The 19,511-nt window shown below is 69.6% G+C and carries 17 protein-coding genes and 2 tRNA genes; 2 read left to right on the top strand and 17 right to left on the bottom strand.

Annotated features, from left to right (window positions below):
• Window positions 1–85: 85 nt before the first annotated feature.
• From AB0K36_RS02805 to AB0K36_RS02755, 11 genes are all read right to left on the bottom strand, one after another.
• Window positions 86–1,900: an ABC transporter ATP-binding protein gene (locus AB0K36_RS02805; protein ID WP_364587297.1), complete on the bottom strand. Its 1,815-nt coding sequence runs from the start codon at window positions 1,898–1,900 to the stop codon at window positions 86–88.
• Window positions 1,901–2,108: 208 nt separating this feature from the next.
• Window positions 2,109–3,317: an ABC transporter permease gene (locus tag AB0K36_RS02800; RefSeq protein ID WP_364587294.1), complete on the bottom strand. Its 1,209-nt coding sequence runs from the start codon at window positions 3,315–3,317 to the stop codon at window positions 2,109–2,111.
• A gap of 115 nt (window positions 3,318–3,432) precedes the next feature.
• Window positions 3,433–4,332 (bottom strand): ABC transporter ATP-binding protein, encoded by a 900-nt coding sequence (locus AB0K36_RS02795; protein WP_364587291.1) that lies wholly within the window; start codon window positions 4,330–4,332, stop codon window positions 3,433–3,435.
• Window positions 4,325–5,392 carry a methyltransferase gene (locus AB0K36_RS02790; protein ID WP_364587288.1) on the bottom strand — a complete coding sequence of 356 codons (1,068 nt, stop codon included), beginning with the start codon at window positions 5,390–5,392 and terminating at the stop codon, window positions 4,325–4,327. Before AB0K36_RS02790 ends, AB0K36_RS02795 begins: the two co-directional genes overlap by 8 nt.
• Window positions 5,393–5,516: 124 nt before the next feature.
• Window positions 5,517–5,705, bottom strand: coding sequence for an LxmA leader domain family RiPP (locus AB0K36_RS02785; protein ID WP_364587285.1), 189 nt, complete (start codon window positions 5,703–5,705; stop codon window positions 5,517–5,519).
• Between the two features lie 2 nt (window positions 5,706–5,707).
• Window positions 5,708–5,887 (bottom strand): LxmA leader domain family RiPP, encoded by a 180-nt coding sequence (locus AB0K36_RS02780; RefSeq protein WP_005314921.1) that lies wholly within the window; start codon window positions 5,885–5,887, stop codon window positions 5,708–5,710.
• 71 nt (window positions 5,888–5,958) lie between these two features.
• A complete protein-coding gene (locus AB0K36_RS02775; protein ID WP_037774183.1) occupies window positions 5,959–6,153 on the bottom strand; it encodes an LxmA leader domain family RiPP in 195 nt (64 codons plus the stop codon).
• 160 nt (window positions 6,154–6,313) lie between these two features.
• Window positions 6,314–7,279, bottom strand: a complete 966-nt coding sequence (locus tag AB0K36_RS02770; RefSeq protein ID WP_364587282.1) for a T3SS effector HopA1 family protein — start codon at window positions 7,277–7,279, stop codon at window positions 6,314–6,316.
• A complete protein-coding gene (lxmK, locus tag AB0K36_RS02765) occupies window positions 7,276–8,418 on the bottom strand; it encodes a class V lanthionine synthetase subunit LxmK (protein WP_364587279.1) in 1,143 nt (380 codons plus the stop codon). The genes AB0K36_RS02770 and lxmK overlap by 4 nt, the downstream gene beginning before the upstream one ends.
• Window positions 8,419–8,479: 61 nt before the next feature.
• Window positions 8,480–8,755: a hypothetical protein gene (locus AB0K36_RS02760; RefSeq protein ID WP_364587276.1), complete on the bottom strand. Its 276-nt coding sequence runs from the start codon at window positions 8,753–8,755 to the stop codon at window positions 8,480–8,482.
• Between the two features lie 344 nt (window positions 8,756–9,099).
• Window positions 9,100–9,172, bottom strand: a tRNA-Ala gene (locus tag AB0K36_RS02755).
• Window positions 9,173–9,361: 189 nt separating this feature from the next.
• Between AB0K36_RS02755 and AB0K36_RS02750 the strand changes: the two genes are divergently transcribed.
• Window positions 9,362–9,910 carry a helix-turn-helix domain-containing protein gene (locus AB0K36_RS02750; RefSeq protein ID WP_189473167.1) on the top strand — a complete coding sequence of 183 codons (549 nt, stop codon included), beginning with the start codon at window positions 9,362–9,364 and terminating at the stop codon, window positions 9,908–9,910.
• A gap of 49 nt (window positions 9,911–9,959) precedes the next feature.
• Entirely contained in the window at window positions 9,960–11,309 is a 1,350-nt protein-coding gene (locus AB0K36_RS02745; RefSeq protein WP_364587273.1) for a serine/threonine-protein kinase, read from the top strand.
• Between the two features lie 178 nt (window positions 11,310–11,487).
• Here AB0K36_RS02745 and AB0K36_RS02740 read toward each other — a convergent pair whose 3' ends face one another.
• The 6 genes from AB0K36_RS02740 to gyrB all read right to left on the bottom strand — a co-directional run bounded on the left by AB0K36_RS02740 (window position 11,488) and on the right by gyrB (window position 19,243).
• Window positions 11,488–12,897 (bottom strand): hypothetical protein, encoded by a 1,410-nt coding sequence (locus AB0K36_RS02740; RefSeq protein ID WP_364587270.1) that lies wholly within the window; start codon window positions 12,895–12,897, stop codon window positions 11,488–11,490.
• Window positions 12,898–13,377: 480 nt separating this feature from the next.
• Entirely contained in the window at window positions 13,378–13,512 is a 135-nt protein-coding gene (locus tag AB0K36_RS02735; protein WP_003958712.1) for a DLW-39 family protein, read from the bottom strand.
• A 170-nt stretch (window positions 13,513–13,682) separates the two neighbouring features.
• A tRNA-Ile gene (locus AB0K36_RS02730) sits at window positions 13,683–13,756 on the bottom strand.
• An 82-nt stretch (window positions 13,757–13,838) separates the two neighbouring features.
• Window positions 13,839–14,420, bottom strand: a complete 582-nt coding sequence (locus AB0K36_RS02725; RefSeq protein ID WP_364587267.1) for a DUF3566 domain-containing protein — start codon at window positions 14,418–14,420, stop codon at window positions 13,839–13,841.
• Window positions 14,421–14,507: 87 nt separating this feature from the next.
• Window positions 14,508–17,132, bottom strand: a complete 2,625-nt coding sequence (gyrA, locus tag AB0K36_RS02720; RefSeq protein WP_189473163.1) for a DNA gyrase subunit A — start codon at window positions 17,130–17,132, stop codon at window positions 14,508–14,510.
• 41 nt (window positions 17,133–17,173) lie between these two features.
• Window positions 17,174–19,243, bottom strand: a complete 2,070-nt coding sequence (gyrB, locus tag AB0K36_RS02715) for a DNA topoisomerase (ATP-hydrolyzing) subunit B (protein ID WP_364587264.1) — start codon at window positions 19,241–19,243, stop codon at window positions 17,174–17,176.
• Window positions 19,244–19,511 lie beyond the last annotated feature (268 nt).

Genomic DNA, 19,511 nt, shown 5'->3' with positions numbered 1-19,511 from the left:
TTCACGTGAAACGTGGCAGGGCGGTGGCGGCCGGACGATGTTTCACGTGAAACAAGCCGGCGGTCTGGCCAAGGCGGGGAGCCGGTCAGGCGGCGATGGGGGCGCGGAAATCCGCACCGAGCGACTGGCCTGCCACGAGCTCGGCGTAGGCCGGGCAGCGGTCCACAAGAGCGGCGTGCCCTCCCTCGTCGATGACGGCACCCCGGTCCATGACGACCACGTGATCCGCGTGCTGGATGGTGGAGATCCGGTGGGCGACGACGACCACGGCACGCTCTGCCGCCAGTCGGTCGACGGCCAGTCGCAGCCGTTGCTCGTTGACGCTGTCCAGATGCGAGGTGGGCTCGTCGAGGAGCACCAGGTCCGCGTCGGCCAGGACCGCACGGGCCAGCGCCAGTCGCTGCCGCTGGCCGCCGGACAGCCCGGTGGCGCCGTCGAGCACGGTGTCCAGACCCTCGGGGAGCGCCCGGATGTCCTCGGCGAGACCGACCCTGTCCAGTACGGAGTAGAGGGTGGCGTCGTCGGCAGGCCGCCGGCGTCCGAGGACGAGGTTGGCCCGCACGGACTCCTGAAGCAGGGTGGATGCCTGGTCGACATAGGCGATACGGCTCCGCAGATCGGCCGGGGACCAGTCGGCCAGGTTCCGGCCGTGGACCTCGATGCGGCCGCTGTCGGGCTCCATGAAGCGCTCGATCAGAGAGAGGACTGTGGTCTTCCCCGAGCCGGACAGACCCACGACCGCGGTAAGTCCCCGACCGGGAACAGTGAAGCGGGCGCCGCGCAGCACCGGGCGCTCGGCCTCGTAGCCGAACACCACATCCTCGAAGCGGACGGCCGGAACCTCTGCGGAGGCTACGGCTCGTGTCTGCACGGAGGCGGACAGGGGCGCGGCTTCCGACACGGTCGGCGAGTAGGTGCCCTCCTCGGCCGGCAGCGCGAAGATGTCTTCGAACCGCTTACGGGCCACCAGGCCCAGCTGGATCCCGCTGACCCCGGAGGCCGCCATGATCAGCGGAGCGGTCAGCTGCAGCAGGTAGAGAAGGAAGGCGACGAAGTCCGCGAGAACGAGGTGGCCGTCCAGCATGCGCGCACCGCCGCCGACGACGACGGCGACCAACGCGATCTGCTGTCCGAGATTGATCACCGGCACCATCAAGGACTCCATGCGCGCGGCATCCGTCTCGAGCTTCGCCACCCGCCGGGCGCGCTCCGCCAGGCTCGCGGACACAACGTCCTCGGCCCGGTACGCCTTGATGACGGTCAGTGAGTCGAGTGCGGCGACGAAGCTCTGGGCGAGTGTGCCGACCTCCTCGCCCACGGCGGCGTATTTGCGGCGCAGCCCCTTCACGACGAGCGTGATGATGCCGACGGCGGCCAGGAACGCGCCGACCGTGATCAGCAGCAGGACCCAGTCGAGCAGCCCCATGACCACCAGGGTGCCGAGGACGGTGATGCCTGCCATCGGCAGCTGCACGGGGCCGATGTCGATCAGGTTCTTGATCCGGGCGGCGTCCGAGGTCAGCCGGGCCACGAGATTGCCGCTGCCCTCCCGCCGGGCATCAGCGAGCCGCAGACCGAGCGAGTGCCGCATGGTCCGCACCCGCAGCCGGCAGATCAGCCGCTGACCCATCCGGCCGAGCAGGAAGGACGCCAGCGCTCCGGCGGCGGCGGACCCGAATCCCGCGGCCACCATCACGGTGGCCCATACGGCAAGGCCTTCCCCGCTCTGGATCGCGCCGAGCAGTTTGCCGACGACCAGCGGCAGAGCGAGCGTCGCCCCGGTGGAGACAAGGGCGAGCAGGCCGACGGCCGCCAGTTGCGGTCCGTTGCCGCGGGCGAGTTCCCGCAGCACCTTCAGCTCGGCCGCGGGGGCCGCCCCGGGCCCGGCTGTGTGCTTCATGGCATCCAACTCCTCAGATCAGTACGGTGGTCGGGCGCGGCGCGCATCGGCTTCACGCCGGCCAGGCGGCTGTGCCGAAGCCGTTCACGGCAGCTCTTTCCAGCGCGCAGCGGGCTGGAGGTGCGGCGTCGTGACGGCGGCGCGCGGCGGGCTGGAGGTGCGGCGGCGCGGGGCGGAGACGGGGGCCGTCTCAGGGACGGCGTCCGGCTCAGAGACGGGCGCCGCGCAGGGCGTCCTTCACCTTGACGATCCCGCCGTGCTGCAGCAGCCCTCCGGCGTAGACCCGGCCGCCGAGGCGGATCAGTACGGCGGCGGTGACGAGCATCAGCCCGAAAGCCGTGCCGATCTGCCACCAGGGCACGTCCTCGTAGGCCATGCGGACAGGCATGGCGGCCCAGGAGACGCCGGGCACCAGCGAGAGGATCTCGACGGTGGCCGAGTCGGTCGACCCGGCCAGGGCCAGACCGGGCCCGATCAGTCCGAGCATCTGGATGCCGTTGACCGGTCCGACCACATGGTTGACGTCTTCGGGGCGGGAGACGAGAGAGCCGGCCACCGCGTAGAGCGTCACGAAGAGGATGTAGCCGGGGACGAACCAGACCAGCACGTTCAGTCCGGCACCGACGGCGTCCGCCGGGGCCTCGAAGAGACCGAAGGCGACCGCCGCGCCCAGGCAGGCCGTTGCCAGCACCAGGATCTGGACCAGGGCCGAGGCGCCGAGGCCCACGATCTTCCCTGCCAACAGATGGCGGGCCCTGACCTTGGCGAGCAGCACTTCCGCGATCCGGCTGGACTTCTCCTCCGCGACACCCTGTGCGACGGCGAGGCCGGACACCAGCATCAGCATGAAGAGGATGAAGACCGCGGTGGCCGCGGTGGTCGTGCGCTGGATCGTGCGTACGGCGTCCGGGTCCAGCGTGGTGGTCGGCAGCGGGGGCACCGCGGCGGCCTCGGCGGCCTCCGCCGCGCTCAGCCCGTGCCCGCGCAGCGACGCGTCGAGGACGACGGCCCGGTGGGCCTCCTGGAGCAGGCGGCCCAGCTCTTCCGGCAGTTCGCGCTGGACGACGATGCCGCCCGGTCCGTCGATCACGGCGGCATCGGCCTTGCCGTCACGCACCGCTGCCCGGGCCGTGTCCGCGTCAGGGGCGGTGGAGACGTCGGCGTGGGGGCTCAGGGCGGGCGCGAGCGCCGACTGCTCCCCGGTGAGGACCACGCTCGGCCGTTCGCCCCCGCCGCTCTGGAAGTGGCTGGTGGCACCGAAGGTGACGGCCATCATGATCGCGGTGATCGCGACCGACATCCAGAAGGCCTTGTTGGTCAGTTGCTGTACGAGTTCCCTGCGGGCGATGGCGAGGACGAGCGCGCCGTCGCGCACGCGGCGCGGGTCCGTTCCCGTCTCGTCACCTGGCCGCGGCACGGCCCCGGCTCCCCTGTGGTCCGCGGAATGCTGTCCGGTCGGAGCCGCGGACTGTTGTTCCGTCTGCTGTGCCATGTGATCGTCGCGTTTCATCGTCTGAGGTGCCATCGGGGGGTCAACCCCCCACTGATTCACGGAAGATGTCGGCGAGTGCCGGCATGCGGCGCCCGAAGCGCTCGACCTCGCCCGCAGCACCCGCCACGTCGAGGATCCGCGCGGCCGGTACGCCGTCGGCCACCCGGAGCAGGACCGTACGGCCCTGCTGCCCGACGACCTCGACGCCGTCGATGCCTTCAAGAGCGCCGGACCAGTCGTCTCGGGCGCCGCTCAGTTCGATCTCGACCGGTCCGCGGTCGGCACCGGCGCGCAGGTCCTCGACGGTGCCTTCCGCGACGAGAGCACCGTCCCTGACGATTCCGACGCGGTCGCAGAGCCGTTCCACGAGGTCGAGCTGGTGGCTGGAGAAGACCACGGGAACCCCTCGGCGGGCGAAGTCCGTCAGTGCGTCGGCCATGGCGTCCACGGCCACCGGGTCGAGTCCGGAGAAGGGTTCGTCGAGCACCAGGACATCAGGGTCGTGGATGAGGGAGGCGATGAGCTGGACCTTCTGCTGATTGCCCAGCGAGAGCCTCTCCAGCGCGTCCTTGGGTGCCGCGACGACGCCGAGCCTCTCCATCCACTCCTCCGCACGGTGGCGTGCGACAGCCCGCTCGACACCGCTCAGAACAGCGAAGTGCACGAGCTGGTCGCGCGGCGTCATCTTGGCGTAGAGGCCCCGCTCCTCCGGCATGTAGCCGATGCGGGCCCGTGAGGCGGCGTCGACCGGCCGGCCCTGCCAGCGGACCTCGCCGCTGTCCGCCTGCAGTACACCGAGTGCGATGCGCATGGCTGTCGTCTTGCCGGCGCCGTTGGCCCCGCAGAAGCCGAAGAGTTCGCCCGGCCTGACGCCGAACGTCAGCCCGCGCAGCACCTTCCGCTCACCGAAGGCCTTGTGCAGCGCGTGGAACTCAAGCATTGCGGAACTCCAGCAGGGAACGGACCGGGGTGGCCGGGCCCTCCCACGAGAGCCGCAGGCCGGCCGTGGCGGCCAGTGCCTTGATCTCGGCGACCGTGCGGACCGGGCGCGGCATCACGGCACGGATGTAGAGCTCGGTGGCGGCGGTCGCGGGACCGTCGGCCTCCACCGGAATGCTGACGTCGGCGATGAGGACCCGGCCGTCGTGGCCTGCCGCCTCCGCGACCCGGCGCAATATCGCGACTGCCTGCTCGTCGTCCCAGTCCGCCAGGATCGCGGACAGCAGGTAGACGTCGGAGCCGGGGGTGATGGGGTCGAAGAAGCTGCCCGTCTCGGCGGTGAGCCGGTCGTCCAGTCCGCTTTCCTCGAAGCGCAGTGCCGCCACTTCGGAGGCGTTCTTGAGGTCGAGGACCCGACCGCGCAGGTGCGGGTTGCGCAGGGCGAGTTCGATGAGGAGCGTGCCGTTGTTGCCGCCGACGTCGGTGACCGATCCCACGTCCGACCAGTCGTAGGCCTCGTGGATCAAATCGGCGCCCCAGCCCAGTTGCTGGGGTCCCTCCTTCCGGAAGGCCGCCGCGAACCGCGGATCCTCGTTGACGGTCTCCCAGTAGCCCTGGCCGAAGACGGAGGCGTGTGCCGGCTCTCCGGTCCGCACGGTGTGGAGGATGTTGATCAGCGCGAGGTCGGTACGGCCGAACAGGCCGTCCATGCTGAGGTGCTGCCGGAGCCCCGCCGGGTCGGCGTCACGCAGGAGCGAGCCGAGGCCTGTGACGGAGTAGCTTCCGTCGTGCTCGTCCCGGTCGAGGATGCCGAGCCGCACCAGGTGGCGCAGCAGCATGTCGAGCAGTTCGGGACGCGTGTCGGTCAGCTTCGCGAGCTCGGCCGTGCCGGTGGCGCCGGCGTCGATGTGGTCGGCCAGCCGCAGGGTGGCCGCCGTGCGGACGGCGGCGGGACGCAGGATGTCGGCCATCCCCATCAGTTCCTGGGCGCGCTCCTGGGCGGTCCGGAGCGCGTCGTCCCCGGTCGCGCCTTCGGTGCGTTCCGCTGTGGTGACAGACATGACGGTGTCGTGCCTTTCTCGCCCTGAGGGCGGGTCCGTGCCGGGGAAGGGGCCGGGCGGGGCCGGGCGGGACCGCCGCTGGTGCGGCGGTGCCACGCCCGGACGCCCGGCTGGTGCCGTCCGCTCAGCAGCCTTCCTTGTACGTCTTCACCGTGAGCTGGCTGCCCAGCCAGGAGATGGTCGCCGCGGCGCAGGTCGGGGTGGACGCCGGAGCATCCGCCGCCGCCTCCGCGACGAGCTCGCCCGCCTCGCTGTACGTGTCGTAGCCGGCGACGAGCTCGCTGATGGAACCCGTCTGCTGGAAGTCGGCCATGGTCAGCAGCCTTCCTTGTACGTCTTGACGGTGAACTGGCTGGCGAGCCAGGAGACGCTGGCCGCGCCGCACGGGGCGCTGGTGGCCGGGGCCTCGGCGGCGGCGGTGGAGTTGAGCTCCTCCGCGTCGCTGTACGAGTCGTAGCCCTCGATCAGCTCGGTGATCGCACCGGTCTTGTCCATGGAAACTCCTTCGTATGTCAGGTACTCGTCAGATGTGGGCGCGCAGTGGCGCCCGGAACACGAGGTGCGTGTCAGCAGCCGGCCTCGTAGGTGGCACCGGAGATCGCCGAGGCGGCCGAGGCGCACCAGGTGGAGCTGGCGACGCTCGCGGCGCAGACCGGGGTGGTGGCCGGGGCGTCCGCGGCGGCCGTGACGTTCAGCTCGTCGACATCGGCGTAGGCGTCGTAGTTGGCGATGAGGTCCATGATCTCGGTGTTGTTCTGCATGGTGTTCTCCTGGAAGCAGGGGTCGGCATCGGCCGGCCCGGACGAGGCTGAGTCGAAAACAGAGGGCGCTCTGGGTCGCCCCCTGCAACCGCCTCAGCCGTGTGAGCGGTTCTTCCTGCCGGAACCGGGACGGGGGAAAAACCGGCTCCGGCAGGGGTCCTCAGCGGCGAGGCAGATTCCGGTACGGGGCGGCCGGGTCGGCGCCCGCGTCGCTCAGCGCCTCGGCCAGCAGCTCCTCGAACGGTCCGTCGCCGCGGGCGGCGTCGAGCAGGGCGTGCGCGGTGGCGGTGGCCCGGTGCTGGCCGAAGCTCAGTCCGGACATGGCTGGTCGCGGGTCGTCCGGCTCCTCCGCGACGGAGACGCCCGGGGCCAACTCGCGGGTGAACACGGACGTTTCCGGTCCCACGCCGTCAGCGCCGCGTACCGCCTCGGCCACAGCGCCGGCCGCGTCCGCCGCCTCTCCCGTCAGATAGACCACCAGCGCATCACGCCGGGGGTACAGCGCACGGGCGGACAGCGCCTTGCTGCGGTAGGGGACACCGTCGGCCTCCAGACGGGCGAGCACCCGTCCCCACACGGGCGGCGCGAACCGGGCGGCCGTGACGTGCACGTACACCCGTAGCGTGCGGTCGCCGCGCGGCCTGGGGCGCGCGCCGTCGACCATGAAGAAGCCCGGCGACAGGGCGGGTCGCAGCGCGGCGACGCGCAGGGTCAGGATGCTGCCGGGGACGGCGGGGTCGCCGTCCACGACGTGGTCGCGGGGAACCCACACGCGGACGCCGTCCCGTTCCACGAGCAGCGGTCCGTCACCGGCCGCGGTGTGGTCACCGGCGTCGAGCGCCCGCACCCGGGTTGTGGTGCCGCGGTGCGGTACCACCGCGGCGAGTTCCTTCTCGAAGCTCTCGTCACGCAGATTGAGAGGCAGGTCGCCCTTGTCCACATCCTGGCCGGCGTGGAGCACGTCGTACAGCGCTTCGGCGAGGAGCCTGCGCATCTCACGTGGGTTGTCGGAGGTGACCGTACGGGAACCAAGACGGGCGGTGGTGCCGTCGTCGGTGACGTGAACGTCCCGAAGGGCTCTGACGAGCCGGTCCGGCAGTGCCGTGGCGGCGGTGATCGCCGTCATCTGCTGATCTCCTCGGAATCGTCGAGGCCGAGCGTGGCCGCGAACTTGTGCGGGGCGAGCAGGGCCGCGCGGCCGATACCGGCGGCTGCGCGCTCGATGCCGGAGAGGCGTGCGCTGCGCTGCGAGCCGGCCATGAGCCGATCCAGCAGATGCCAACCGGCGAAGGCGGTCGCCCTGTGGGCCAGTCCCGGGTCGATCTCGGGGCGGGCCTTTCGGTATCCGGACCAGAACTCACGGATGATCGGAAGAAGTCGTTCCAGTTTTTCCGCGCCGCGGCTGAGCACGATGTCATGGGTGAGCTCGACCTCGAACGTCGTCGCGTCGCCGCGATTCGTCACGATGTCCAGCACCGAGCGGTAGAGCCATTCGCCGGTGAAGGAACCGACGTCACGGGCGGGATCGGCGAGGCGGAACTCCTCCCAGTCGGTCACATGGAATTCCTCACCCTTGATCAGGAACTGGTCCACGCGCAGATCGCAGTGAGAAGGAACCTTGGGAGCCCGCTTCTCCTGTTCGCGCAGCCGGGTGACCCCGCGGACCAATTCCGTGTCCTGCTGCATGAGCCGCCAGGCCTGCGTCTCACCGAAGCTGAGGTTCTCGAACATCGGCAGCGGAATTCCGTGGAGAAGGCGTACGGAAGGCTGGGTGGGCGGCGAGTCGTCGAATTCTTGGTAACCGGCGGGCCGTGCTTCGTGCAGCAGCCCGATGGCGGTGCCGATCCGGCGGGCGAGGTCGCCGTCGAAGGCCTCGTCGACCATCAGCTCCGCGCCGTTGCGCGCGTCTTCCACCAGAGCGAAGGCGACCAGGGCGGCCGCGTCGTCGAAGCCGAGCAGCCGGGGCCCGCGCAGCGCGTCCAGGGGCAGCGTCCGCGCGCACCGTTCGAAGGACCGGAGCCTGCGCATCCTGGCCCGCACATCGTCCTCGGGACCGACCAGGCGCTTGACGAAGACGGGGTGGCCCCGGTCGGTGACCCCGGCCCAGCAGTCGTTGCGACCGACCGGGGCGGTGAGCGTGTCGCGGTCGAAGACCCCGAGTCCGAGGCGCTGGACCAAGGCGTCCACCGCGGGGTACCGGTCCAGGTCCACCGGCTTGTAGCCGGGCTTGGCCGCCTGTTCCGTGGCCTCCAGCATCACTGTCATGATTCCTCGTTCGCGCTTTCTCCGTGGACAGCTTCTTTTTCCGAACCGGCCCGCCGGCGTATTACTGCCAGGTGATGGAGTTGTCGCCGTTCGGCAGGCCCGGGGCCACGACCTGCCAGGTGATGGAATCGAGGACCGACGCGTCCGGAACCGGGCTCTGCCAGGTGATGGAACCGTCGGCCGGGATCGGCGCCGTGGTCTGCCAGGTGATGGAGGAAGGAATACCGGTACCCGCGCCGGGAGCCTCATTCGCCTGCGCCGGAGCGGCGGCGATCGCAAGGCCGCCGATGACGAGGAAGAAAGCGCCTGCGGTGCGGAGCGCGGTGTTCTTCTTCATGGTTCCCCCTACTGGACTTTCCGGGTTTTGTTCCCGGCCCGTTTGCCTGTACGAGAAGACTGCCAGTGGGACGGGGGTGCCAGAAGGGAAAGAAGTGTCAGCTTGCTGCAGCCGCTCGTGCAGCATGGTGCAGACCCCGGAAACGGGCATGAAGGTGCCGGGAAAGGAATCGGCGGACGCCCCGCAGAGAACGGGCGCGCTGGTCCCGGAGCAGGCGGCGGCCACATGGAAGGGAGCGCCGCGGGGCTCGGCGACGGATCACGTCGGGCACGGGGCGCGCGTCGGCGGAAACAACGAAGAGGTCCCCCGACCGGCTTCCGCGGTCGGGGGACCTCTTCCTGCTGTGGAGCCTAGGGGAGTCGAACCCCTGACATCTGCCATGCAAAGACAGCGCTCTACCAACTGAGCTAAGGCCCCGGAACGACGGAAGGGCCGTGGGCAACCGTGCCCCGGCAACCGTCGTGCACAAGAGTACCGGGTCATCCCCGTGATCCTGCAAAAATATCGGGGTTCCGGCCGGGACTCCCCGTGACCGACCACGCTCCGTAAGATGCAGCACAAGGTTCGCAGCAGCGAAGCCGCTTGGGGAAGCGATGGGGAGACGCAATGGACGCAGCGCAGCAGGAGACAACCGCAAGAGCCAGGGAACTGCAGCGCAGCTGGTACGGGGAGCCCCTCGGTGCTCTCTTCCGTCGTTTGATCGATGACCTGGGGCTCAACCAGGCGCGACTCGCCGGCGTCCTCGGTCTCTCGGCTCCGATGCTTTCCCAGCTGATGAGCGGCCAGCGGGCGAAGATCGGAAACCCGGCGGTGGTCCAACGCGTTCAGGCGCTGCAGGAATTGGCAGGTCAGGTCGCCGACGGCAGTGTGAGTGCCGTGGAGGCGACCGCGCGGATGGACGAGATCAAGAAGTCTCAGGGCGGCTCGGTCCTCACCAGCACCGCCCCGTCGACCAGCGGCTCGGGGGCGCCGACGGTCCGTCGCGTGGTGCGTGAGATCCAGTCCCTGCTGCGCTCCGTCGCGGCGGCCGGGGACATCATCGATGCGGCGGACTCACTCGCCCCCACCCACCCGGAGCTGGCAGAGTTCCTCCGGGTGTACGGCGCCGGGCGCACTGCCGACGCGGTCTCGCACTTCGAGTCGCACCAGAGCTGAACGAGGCGGGCGGTCGCCTCCATGAGGAACGGGGAGCTGGCGCAGCACAATGGGTGAGGTCTTCGCCGGTCGGTACGAACTGATCGATCCGATCGGGCGCGGTGGTGTCGGCGCCGTCTGGCGCGCCTGGGACCACCGTCGCCGCCGTTATGTGGCGGCGAAGGTTCTCCAGCAGAGCGATGCGCACACGCTGCTCCGATTCGTGCGGGAGCAGGCGATGCGCATCGACCATCCCCATGTGCTCGCTCCGGCCAGCTGGGCCGCGGACGACGACAAGGTTCTGTTCACCATGGACCTGGTGAGCGGCGGTTCGCTGGCCCATGTCATCGGTGACTACGGGCCGCTGCCGCCGCGCTTCGTCTGCACCCTGCTCGACCAGCTGCTGTCCGGTCTCGCCGCGGTCCACGCGGAAGGCGTCGTGCACCGCGACATCAAGCCCGCCAACATCCTGATGGAGGCGACAGGAAAGGGACGGCCCCATCTTCGGGTCTCCGACTTCGGGATCTCGATGCGCAAGGGCGAGCCCCGGCTGACCGAGACCAACTATGTGGTGGGCACGCCGGGTTACTTCGCGCCGGAGCAGATGCTCGGCGCGGAGCCCGACTTCACGGCCGACCTGTTCGCGGCGGGCCTGGTCGGCCTCTATTTGCTGCAGGGCCGCAAACCCGACTCCCAGGCCCTGGTCGAGCACTACGCCGCCCACGGCACACCGAGTGCCCCCCAGGGCATTCCGGAGCCGCTCTGGCAGGTGCTGGCAGGGTTGCTCCAGCCCGATCCGCAGGCGCGGTTCCGTACCGCCACAGGGGCACGCAAGGCCCTCACGGCTGCCGTCGACCTGCTTCCCGAGCCGGTACCGGGCGAGGAGCCCGTCGAGATCTTCGACCAACTCGGTCCGCTGCCGCCGGGGTTCGGCCCGAACGGGCCGGAGACGGCGCAGCAGGCCGCCGACCGGAGCACGGCCGTGCTGCCGCCTTCTCCCCCTTCGGAGACGGGCAGCTTCCATCTGGCTCCGCCACCACAGCAGCCATCCCCACTGCCGCACACCGGCGGGCCGCACGCTCCGCCGGCCTCTCCCGCCGGGGCGCAGCCCGCGTCTGGTCCCGCACCCGTTCCGCCCTCGGTCCCGGGCCCGGTCCCCGGTCCGGCCGGTGCGGCTCCTGGCGTCCCCGCCCATGTGCAGGCTGCCGATGCTGTCACCGCGCATGCCGCCTCCCCCCATCAGCCGCCGGCGACGTCGTACGGCGGTCCCTCTACTCGTACTTACACCGCTCACGGCCCGCAGGTTCCGCCGGCAGGGACCGGAAAGCGACCGGGACCGCCCCCGAAGGTCGCGGTCCCGGTGCTGCTCGTCGCTGTGCTGTGCTTCGCGGTGGGCATCTGGGCGCTGACCCAGGTCTGAGTCGGCGTCGCCTGCCCCTGCGCAACGGTCGCCGGGCAGGGCCGTACTCCCCGCCGAGCAGTCCTCGGGCGGGACCGTACTCCGTAGCGGCAGTCGCCGGGCAGGAGAGCCGTGCCGCCCCCGGCACCCGTCGCCGCGGAACCGGTGACCACCGCCCGTCCGGCCGGCTGGCCGGCCGCTACTGCCCCGGCGGCGGCCCGTACTGCCCGTACCCGTAGCCCTGGGCGGGTGCGTGCCCCACTCCCTGAGCGGGCCCCTGCGGGCCGCCCTGGCCGGGCACGGAACAGGCGGCCGGTGCCGCGTCCACGGGCTGCCTGCGCCGTGCCAGCAGCGTCCAGACGCCGAGCCCGAGCACCAGCACGGTCCCCGCTCCGAGCCCGCCGACCGCGACGAGCATCATCGTGTCGCTCTTGGCCGCTTCCTGGGCGCTCGCACCGCTCTCCGCGGCCGCCTGGTCGTCTTCCGTGACGCGGAAGTCACCGGCCGGCCCGGCGTACGCGGGTGCTGCCTTCGCGTCCCCCTTGACGTTCACGCGCAGCGTCAGCGGGACGGCGTTGCCGCCGTACGCCTCCTCGATCTCCGGGCTGAGCGTGACCGAGAGGTAGTACCAGCCGGCGAACCGCATGGCGCTGGTGGCGCTGTCGGAGTCGTAGCGGTTCTCGTACCTCACGGGTGGCAGCGGGTCCAGCGAGACCGACTTCTGCTTGCCGTCGTAGTACATGCCCGACTCGTCGTCGACGAAGCCCCTCGCCGGGTTGTGCAGGGCGAGCACCAGGGCGTTGCCGACGCTCTTCGCCGCGTCGCCGCTCGGGCTGTTGGCGAGGTCGGCGCGGACGAAGATCTGCTGGCCCCAGTCGACCGGCACCCGGTAGAAGAGCGTCTCGCCGGGCTTGATGCTGTCCTGCCATTCGCCCTGCTTGAGGCTGGTGGAGTCGTGGAAGCTCGTGCCTCCGTGGCGCTGCTGCGGACCGCCTGCCGGTACCGCGGGCGAGGCGGAGGGCCAGCCCTCGGGAGCCGCGGTGGGTCCGGCGGACTTCAGCGCCGGTTCGGAGGCGAAGCGGAGTTCCACGTCCCACGGTTCGGTCGTGGACGCGGCGTCCGAGTCCCGCTCCAGGAGCACGTAGTACGCCCCGGCCTCCTGACAGCTGCTGTTGTCCTTCTCGATCCTGCGGCTCGCGTAGTCGGCCACCGGCCGGGGGTAGGCGGCCGACCCGAACCGCGCCTCACCGTCGCTGCACTCGGTGCCCGAGCCGTTCTCGATGGACACCTCGAGCTGGTCCGCGTAGGTGACCTTGGTGCCCAGCCGGGGAACCGCGACCGCCGACACATAGGCGTTGGACCTGGCGTCCAGGTTGACGCGGTAATAGCGCTTCTCACCCGGCTTGATCGAGTCCTTGTACGCCGAACCGGCTGTCAGCTCGGGGCCGTTGATGTTGACGGGCGTGCCCTTCACCGGCTTGGCCTCCGCCTCGAAGGCATAGGGGCTCGGCCGGCCCGCCGCCCAGGACTGCCCCGGCAGCGCCGCCACCGCGCACAACGCCGCCGCCCCGGCGAGCGCCACCCGGGCCCTGCCGCGCTGCCTCTTCACGCGCTTCTCCTTGTGGTCGATGAGTCCGCCGATAGCCGGACGGTCTGTGGCCGCCGTGCTCCTCGCCGCCCCAGGAACGACACCCCGGCCGGGGCCTGGACGCCCCGCGCCCGGCACCACGCGACCGTGGCCCGGACCATCCTGCCCCGGACCCCGCTCCGCTGTCTGCGCGCACGGGCGAATCGTCCCCCGTGGTCCGCCACGGCATCCCGGCACGCCACCACCGGCGCCCCTGTCCGGTCCCTGATCCACGGCGGGGCGGCTTTCCCACACAGCCGGGAACGACCCACGGTTCGCTACCGCAAGCAATTCATTCACGGAAGCGAAATCCACAGGATCCCGTCACAACCGATGACGGTCCGTGACTCCTTTCCGGACAGAGGCATCCGCAGCCCCTCCGGCCGCGGCATCCTCAGGCCGGGCAGCACAGAGCCCCGGCCGCTACGGCGACCGGGGCTCATGTCCAAGAAACGTTGCGTCTCACACACCCGAACCTGCGGGCACGGAGTCGGTCGCCTCCGTCCACAGATCCTGCTCGGCGCGATCCGCCTGGATCTGGCGGTACACGAGGAGCCCGCCGATGGCGGCCAGTGCGACCAGGAGAAGCTTCTTCACCGCGCGACCTCGTCTTTCCTTGACGTATGAGGACTTCTGGCGCCCGACTATACACACCGACCGATACCGATCGGTGACCTACGCCCGGCGGCACCCGCAGCACACCAACTCGTGCCGGGCACAAAGCGACAGGCCCGGCGGAGAATCTCCGTCCGGGCCTGTCGTCACTGTGGGGCTAACAGGATTTGAACCTGTGGCCTCATCCTTATCAGGGATGCGCTCTAACCAACTGAGCTATAGCCCCTCCGCGCTGCGCGCTGACCTCTGAAGATTAGCGCACACGCGGTGCAGCGCCAAAATCGGAATCCGAGGACCCCTCCGCGGCGCTACTCGTCCTCGGCGAGCGTGAGCTCGACTCCGCCCACAAAACCGGCGGAGAGGTTGTAGATGAAGGCTCCGAGGGTCGCCAGCGCTGTGGCGAGCACCACATCGATCACCGCGATCACCGAGGTGAAGATGAGCACCCGCGGCAGCGACAGGAACGACTGGAGGTCGAAGCCGTTGCTCTCGTTGGAGCCGGTCGCCTCACTGATCGTGCCGCCGACGGTCGAGAAGACGCCCATCGCGTCCATGACCATCCACAGCACCGCGGCCGCGACCACGGTGCACACGCCGAGCGCGATGGAGAGCAGGAAGCTGACCTTCATCACCGACCAGGGGTCGGCCTTGGCCACCCGCAGCCGCGCCTTGCGCGTGCGCGGCGTCGTACGGGCCCCTGTGCGCGGCCTGCGCACCGCCGCGCCCGGACCCGCGCCCGGACCTTGGGACGGCCGCTGCTGACCGCCCTGGGTCCCGCCGGGCGACGGATACGCCTGCGGCGGGTGGTACGGCTGGCCGGCCTGCTGCTGGGCAGGCTGCTCGCCGCCAAACATCTGGTACGGGGGCTGCTGCCCCCGGGTGTCCGTCACTGTGGCCCCCTGGGAGTCCGCGGCAGGGCCACGGGCACCGTTCGCTCCGGATGCTGCCGGTCCGGCGCCCGTGGCTCCACTCACGCTTTACTCCTCGTGCTCCCCGGCCGAGGACTGTGTGCCCTCGGCTGCCGCCTCGGCCGTCGCCTCGACGGCGGCCTCCTCGGTCCCTTCGGCCTCGACGGCCGCCTCGACCTCTTCGGCCTCACGACCGGCCTCGGCGTTGCGAGCGATACCGACGACGGCATCGCGCTTGCCCAGGTTGATCAGTTGGACGCCCATGGTGTCACGGCCCGTCTCCCTGACTTCGTTGACTCGCGTACGAATCACACCGCCGCCGAGCGTGATGGCCAGGATCTCGTCGGTCTCCTCGACCACCAACGCGCCCACGAGAGACCCACGGTCCTCCACGATCTTGGCGGCCTTGATACCGAGGCCGCCGCGGCCCTGGACGCGGTACTCGTCGACGGCGGTCCGCTTCGCGTACCCGCCATCGGTGGCTGTGAACACGAACGTACCGGGCCGGACGACATTCATCGAGAGCAGTTCGTCGCCCTCTCGGAAACTCATGCCCTTGACGCCGGAGGTCGCGCGGCCCATCGGCCGCAGCGCCTCGTCGGTCGCGGTGAACCGGATCGACTGCGCCTTCTTACTGATGAGCAGCAGATCGTCCTCCGCCGACACCAGCTCCGCGCCGATCAGTTCGTCGTCGTCGCCGCTCTCCGTCTCCCGGAGGTTGATCGCGATGACACCGCCGGAGCGGGGCGAGTCGTAGTCCTTCAGGGACGTCTTCTTCACCAGGCCGGCCTTGGTGGCGAGCACCAGGTACGGCGCGGCCTCGTAGTCGCGGATCGCGAGGATCTCGGCGATCTGCTCGTCCGGCTGGAATGCCAGCAGGTTCGCGACGTGCTGGCCGCGGGCGTCACGGCCGGCGTCCGGCAGCTCGTACGCCTTGGCCCGGTACACCCGGCCCTTGTTGGTGAAGAACAGCAGCCAGTGGTGGGTGGTGGAGACGAAGAAGTGGTCGACGATGTCGTCTTCCTTGAGCTTCGTCCCGCGCACGCCCTTGCCACCGCGCTTCTGGGAGCGGTAGTCGTCGGTCTTGGTGCGCTTCACATAGCCGCCACGCGTGATCGTGACGACGATGTCCTCCTCGGCGATCAGGTCCTCGATGGACATGTCACCGTCGAAGGGCACCAGCTTCGAGCGCCGGTCGTCGCCGAACTTCTCGACGAGCGCGGCGAGTTCGTCGCTGACGATGCCGCGCTGCTTCTCCGGCGAGGCGAGGATCGCGTTGTACTCGTTGATCTTCGCCTGGAGTTCGTCGTGCTCCTGGACGATCTTCTGGCGCTCCAGGGCGGCCAGTCGGCGCAGCTGCATCTCGAGGATGGCGTTGGCCTGGATCTCGTCGATCTCGAGCAGGCCCATCAGGCCCTCTCGTGCGACGTCGACCGTGTCGCTGCGCCGGATCAGCGCGATGACCTCGTCGATCGCGTCCAGTGCCTTGAGCAGACCGCGCAGGATGTGCGCGCGCTCCTCCGCCTTGCGCAGGCGGAACTTGGTGCGCCGGACGATGACCTCGATCTGGTGCGTCACCCAGTGGCGGATGAACGCGTCCAGCGACAGGGTGCGCGGCACGCCGTCGACGAGCGCCAGCATGTTCGCGCCGAAGTTCGTCTGCAGGTCGGTGTGCTTGTAGAGGTTGTTCAGCACGACCTTGGCGACGGCGTCGCGCTTCAGCACGATCACCAGGCGCTGGCCGGTGCGCGAAGACGTCTCGTCACGGACGTCGGCGATGCCGCCGATCTTGCCGTCCTTGACCAGATCGGCGATCTTCTGCGCGAGGTTGTCCGGGTTGACCTGGTAGGGAAGCTCCGTGACCACCAGGCACTGGCGGTTCTGGATCTCCTCGACCTCGACGACCGCGCGCATCGTGATGGAGCCGCGACCGGTGCGGTACGCCTCCTCGATGCCCTTGCGTCCCACGACCAGCGCGCCGGACGGGAAGTCCGGGCCCTTGATCCGCTCGATGAGCGCGTCGAGCAGTTCCTCGTGCGGAGCGTCCGGGTGCTCCAGCGCCCACTGCGCACCGGCCGCGACCTCGCGCAGGTTGTGCGGCGGGATGTTGGTCGCCATACCGACCGCGATGCCGGCCGAGCCGTTGACCAGGAGGTTCGGGAAGCGCGCCGGCAGAACCGTCGGCTCCTGGTTGCGGCCGTCGTAGTTGTCCTGGAAGTCGACGGTCTCCTCGTCGATGTCCCGGAGCATCTCCATCGACTGCGGCATGAGCTTGCACTCGGTGTACCGCATGGCGGCGGCCGGGTCGTTGCCCGGGGAGCCGAAGTTGCCGTTGGAGTCCACCAGCGGCATGCGCATCGACCACGGCTGGGCCAGGCGGACCAAGGCGTCGTAGATCGAGGAGTCGCCGTGCGGGTGGTAGGTGCCCATGACGTCGCCGACGACGCGGGCGCACTTGTAGAAGCCCTTCTCGGGCCGGTAGCCACCGTCGTACATCGCGTACAGCACACGGCGGTGGACGGGCTTGAGCCCGTCCCGCACGTCCGGCAGCGCACGCGAGACGATGACGGACATCGCGTAGTCGAGATACGAGCGCTGCATCTCGGTCTCGAGCCCCACGGGCTCCACGCGCATGCCCACGCCCGGAACGATGGGCTCCTCTTCAGGCGTCACTGTCGTGTTCTCGTCGGCCATTGCTGGTCTTCAGTCCTTTCGTACGGTCAGCTGAGACCGACTCAGATGTCGAGGAAGCGAACGTCCTTGGCGTTGCGCTGGATGAACGAACGCCGCGCCTCCACGTCCTCACCCATGAGCACGGAGAACAGGTCGTCGGCCTGGGCCGCGTCGTCCAGCGTGACCTGGCCGAGCACTCGGTGGTCCTGGTCCATGGTGGTGATGCGCAGTTCCTCGGCGTTCATCTCGCCGAGGCCCTTGAAGCGCTGGATGGAGTCTTCCCTGATCCGCTTGCCGCCCCGCTTGCCCAGCTCGACCAGGGCGTCGCGCTCGCGGTCGGAGTAGGCGTACTCGAAGTCGTCCCGGCCCCACTTGATCTTGTACAGCGGCGGGCGCGAGAGGAAGACGTGACCCGCCTCGACGAGCGGCCGCATGAAGCGGAACAGGAACGTCAGCAGCAGGGTGTTGATGTGCTGGCCGTCGACGTCGGCGTCCGCCATCAGAATGATCTTGTGATAGCGGAGCTTCTCGATGTCGAAGTCCTCGTGGACACCGGTGCCGAAGGCCGAAATCAGCGCCTGGACCTCGGTGTTCTGGAGGATCTTGTCGATCCGCGCCTTCTCGACGTTCAGGATCTTGCCGCGGATGGGCAGGATGGCCTGGTACATCGGGTTACGTCCGGACTTGGCAGAGCCGCCGGCAGAGTCACCCTCGACGATGAAGATCTCGCACTTCGTCGGGTCGTTGGACTGGCAGTCGCTCAGCTTGCCCGGCAGCGACGCCGACTCCAGCAGACCCTTGCGGCGCGTCAGGTCCCGCGCCTTACGGGCCGCGACGCGGGCCGTCTGCGCCTGGATGCCCTTGCGGATGATGTCCGCGGCCTCGTTCGGATTGCGGTCGAACCAGTCGGTCAGTGTCTCGTGGACGACCTTCTGCACGAAGGTCTTGGCCTCCGTGTTGCCCAGCTTCGTCTTCGTCTGGCCCTCGAACTGCGGCTCGCCCAGCTTGACCGAGATGATCGCGGTGAGACCCTCGCGGATGTCCTCGCCGGAGAGGTTGTCGTCCTTCTCGCGCAGCAGCTTCTTCTCGCGCGCGTAACGGTTCACCAGACCGGTGAGTGCGGAGCGGAAGCCCTCTTCGTGGGTGCCGCCCTCGTGCGTGTGGATCGTGTTCGCGAAGGAGTAGACCCCCTCCGTGTACTGCGAGTTCCACTGCATCGCGATCTCGACGGAGAGCATCCGCTCCCTGTCCTCGGCCTCGATGTCGATGACCGTGGGGTGGATGAGCTCGCCCTTGCGGGAGTTCAGGTACTTCACGAAGTCGACGATGCCGCCCTCGTAGTGGTACTTGACCGTACGGGCCGGCTGCTCGATGTCCTCCGGCTCCTGGCCCGTCTCCGCGCCCGCGGTGGCCTTCGCCGACTCGCGCTCGTCGGTCAGCGTCAGGGTCAGGCCCTTGTTGAGGAAGGCCATCTCCTGGAAACGGCGCGAGAGCGTCTCGAAGGAGTACTCCGTCGTCTCGAAGATGTCGCCGTCGGCCCAGAAGGTGACCGAGGTGCCGGTCTCGGTGGTGGCCTCGTGCCGCTCCAGCGGCGCGGTGGGGACGCCCGACTTGTACTCCTGCGTCCAGCGGTAACCGTCCGTCCTGATCTCGACGGCGAGCTTGTAGGACAGCGCGTTCACCACGGAGACACCGACGCCGTGCAGACCGCCGGAGACGGCATAGCCGCCGCCGCCGAACTTGCCGCCCGCGTGCAGCACGGTGAGCACGACCTCGACGGCCGGCTTCTTCTCGACGGGGTGGATGCCCACCGGGATGCCACGGCCGTTGTCGATGACGCGTACGCCGCCGTCGGCGAGGATCGTGACGTCGATGGCGTCGGCGTGGCCGGCCATCGCCTCGTCGACGGAGTTGTCGACGACCTCTTGGACGAGGTGGTGGAGTCCACGCTCACCGGTCGAGCCGATGTACATGCCGGGGCGCTTGCGGACCGCGTCCAGACCCTCGAGGACGGTGATCGCGCTGGCGTCGTACGAGGCTGTGACCTCGCCGTTCCCACCGGCAGGGGTGGACGGAGTGTTCTCGTTGGGGTTGCCGGAATCGGCCACGAAGCGCCCTTTCTGGCACAGCACGAGCCGTTCACCGGCATGCGGGAGCGGCTGCGTCGTTCGGCATCTAATCGACGTGTCCCGCAACAGAAGCGGGACTGTCCACCAGTCTACCGGTAACGCCGACACTAATGGCGGTTTGCCGGTAGCTGAGTCCGCCTGTGGCGCCCTGAACCATCGCCGTCCGACTCCCCATATCCGGGAAGGGGCTCCAAGAGGCTCACACGGGCTTTGAGCGCTTTCGGGCTGTCAACCTCTCGCTACCGTGAGGGACACCTCATCCGCGACGGCG

Origin of the sequence: Streptomyces kurssanovii (assembly GCF_040677245.1) — a bacterium.
Lineage (GTDB): Bacteria > Actinomycetota > Actinomycetes > Streptomycetales > Streptomycetaceae > Streptomyces > Streptomyces kurssanovii.
This window is presented reverse-complemented; position numbering and strand designations above follow the sequence as displayed.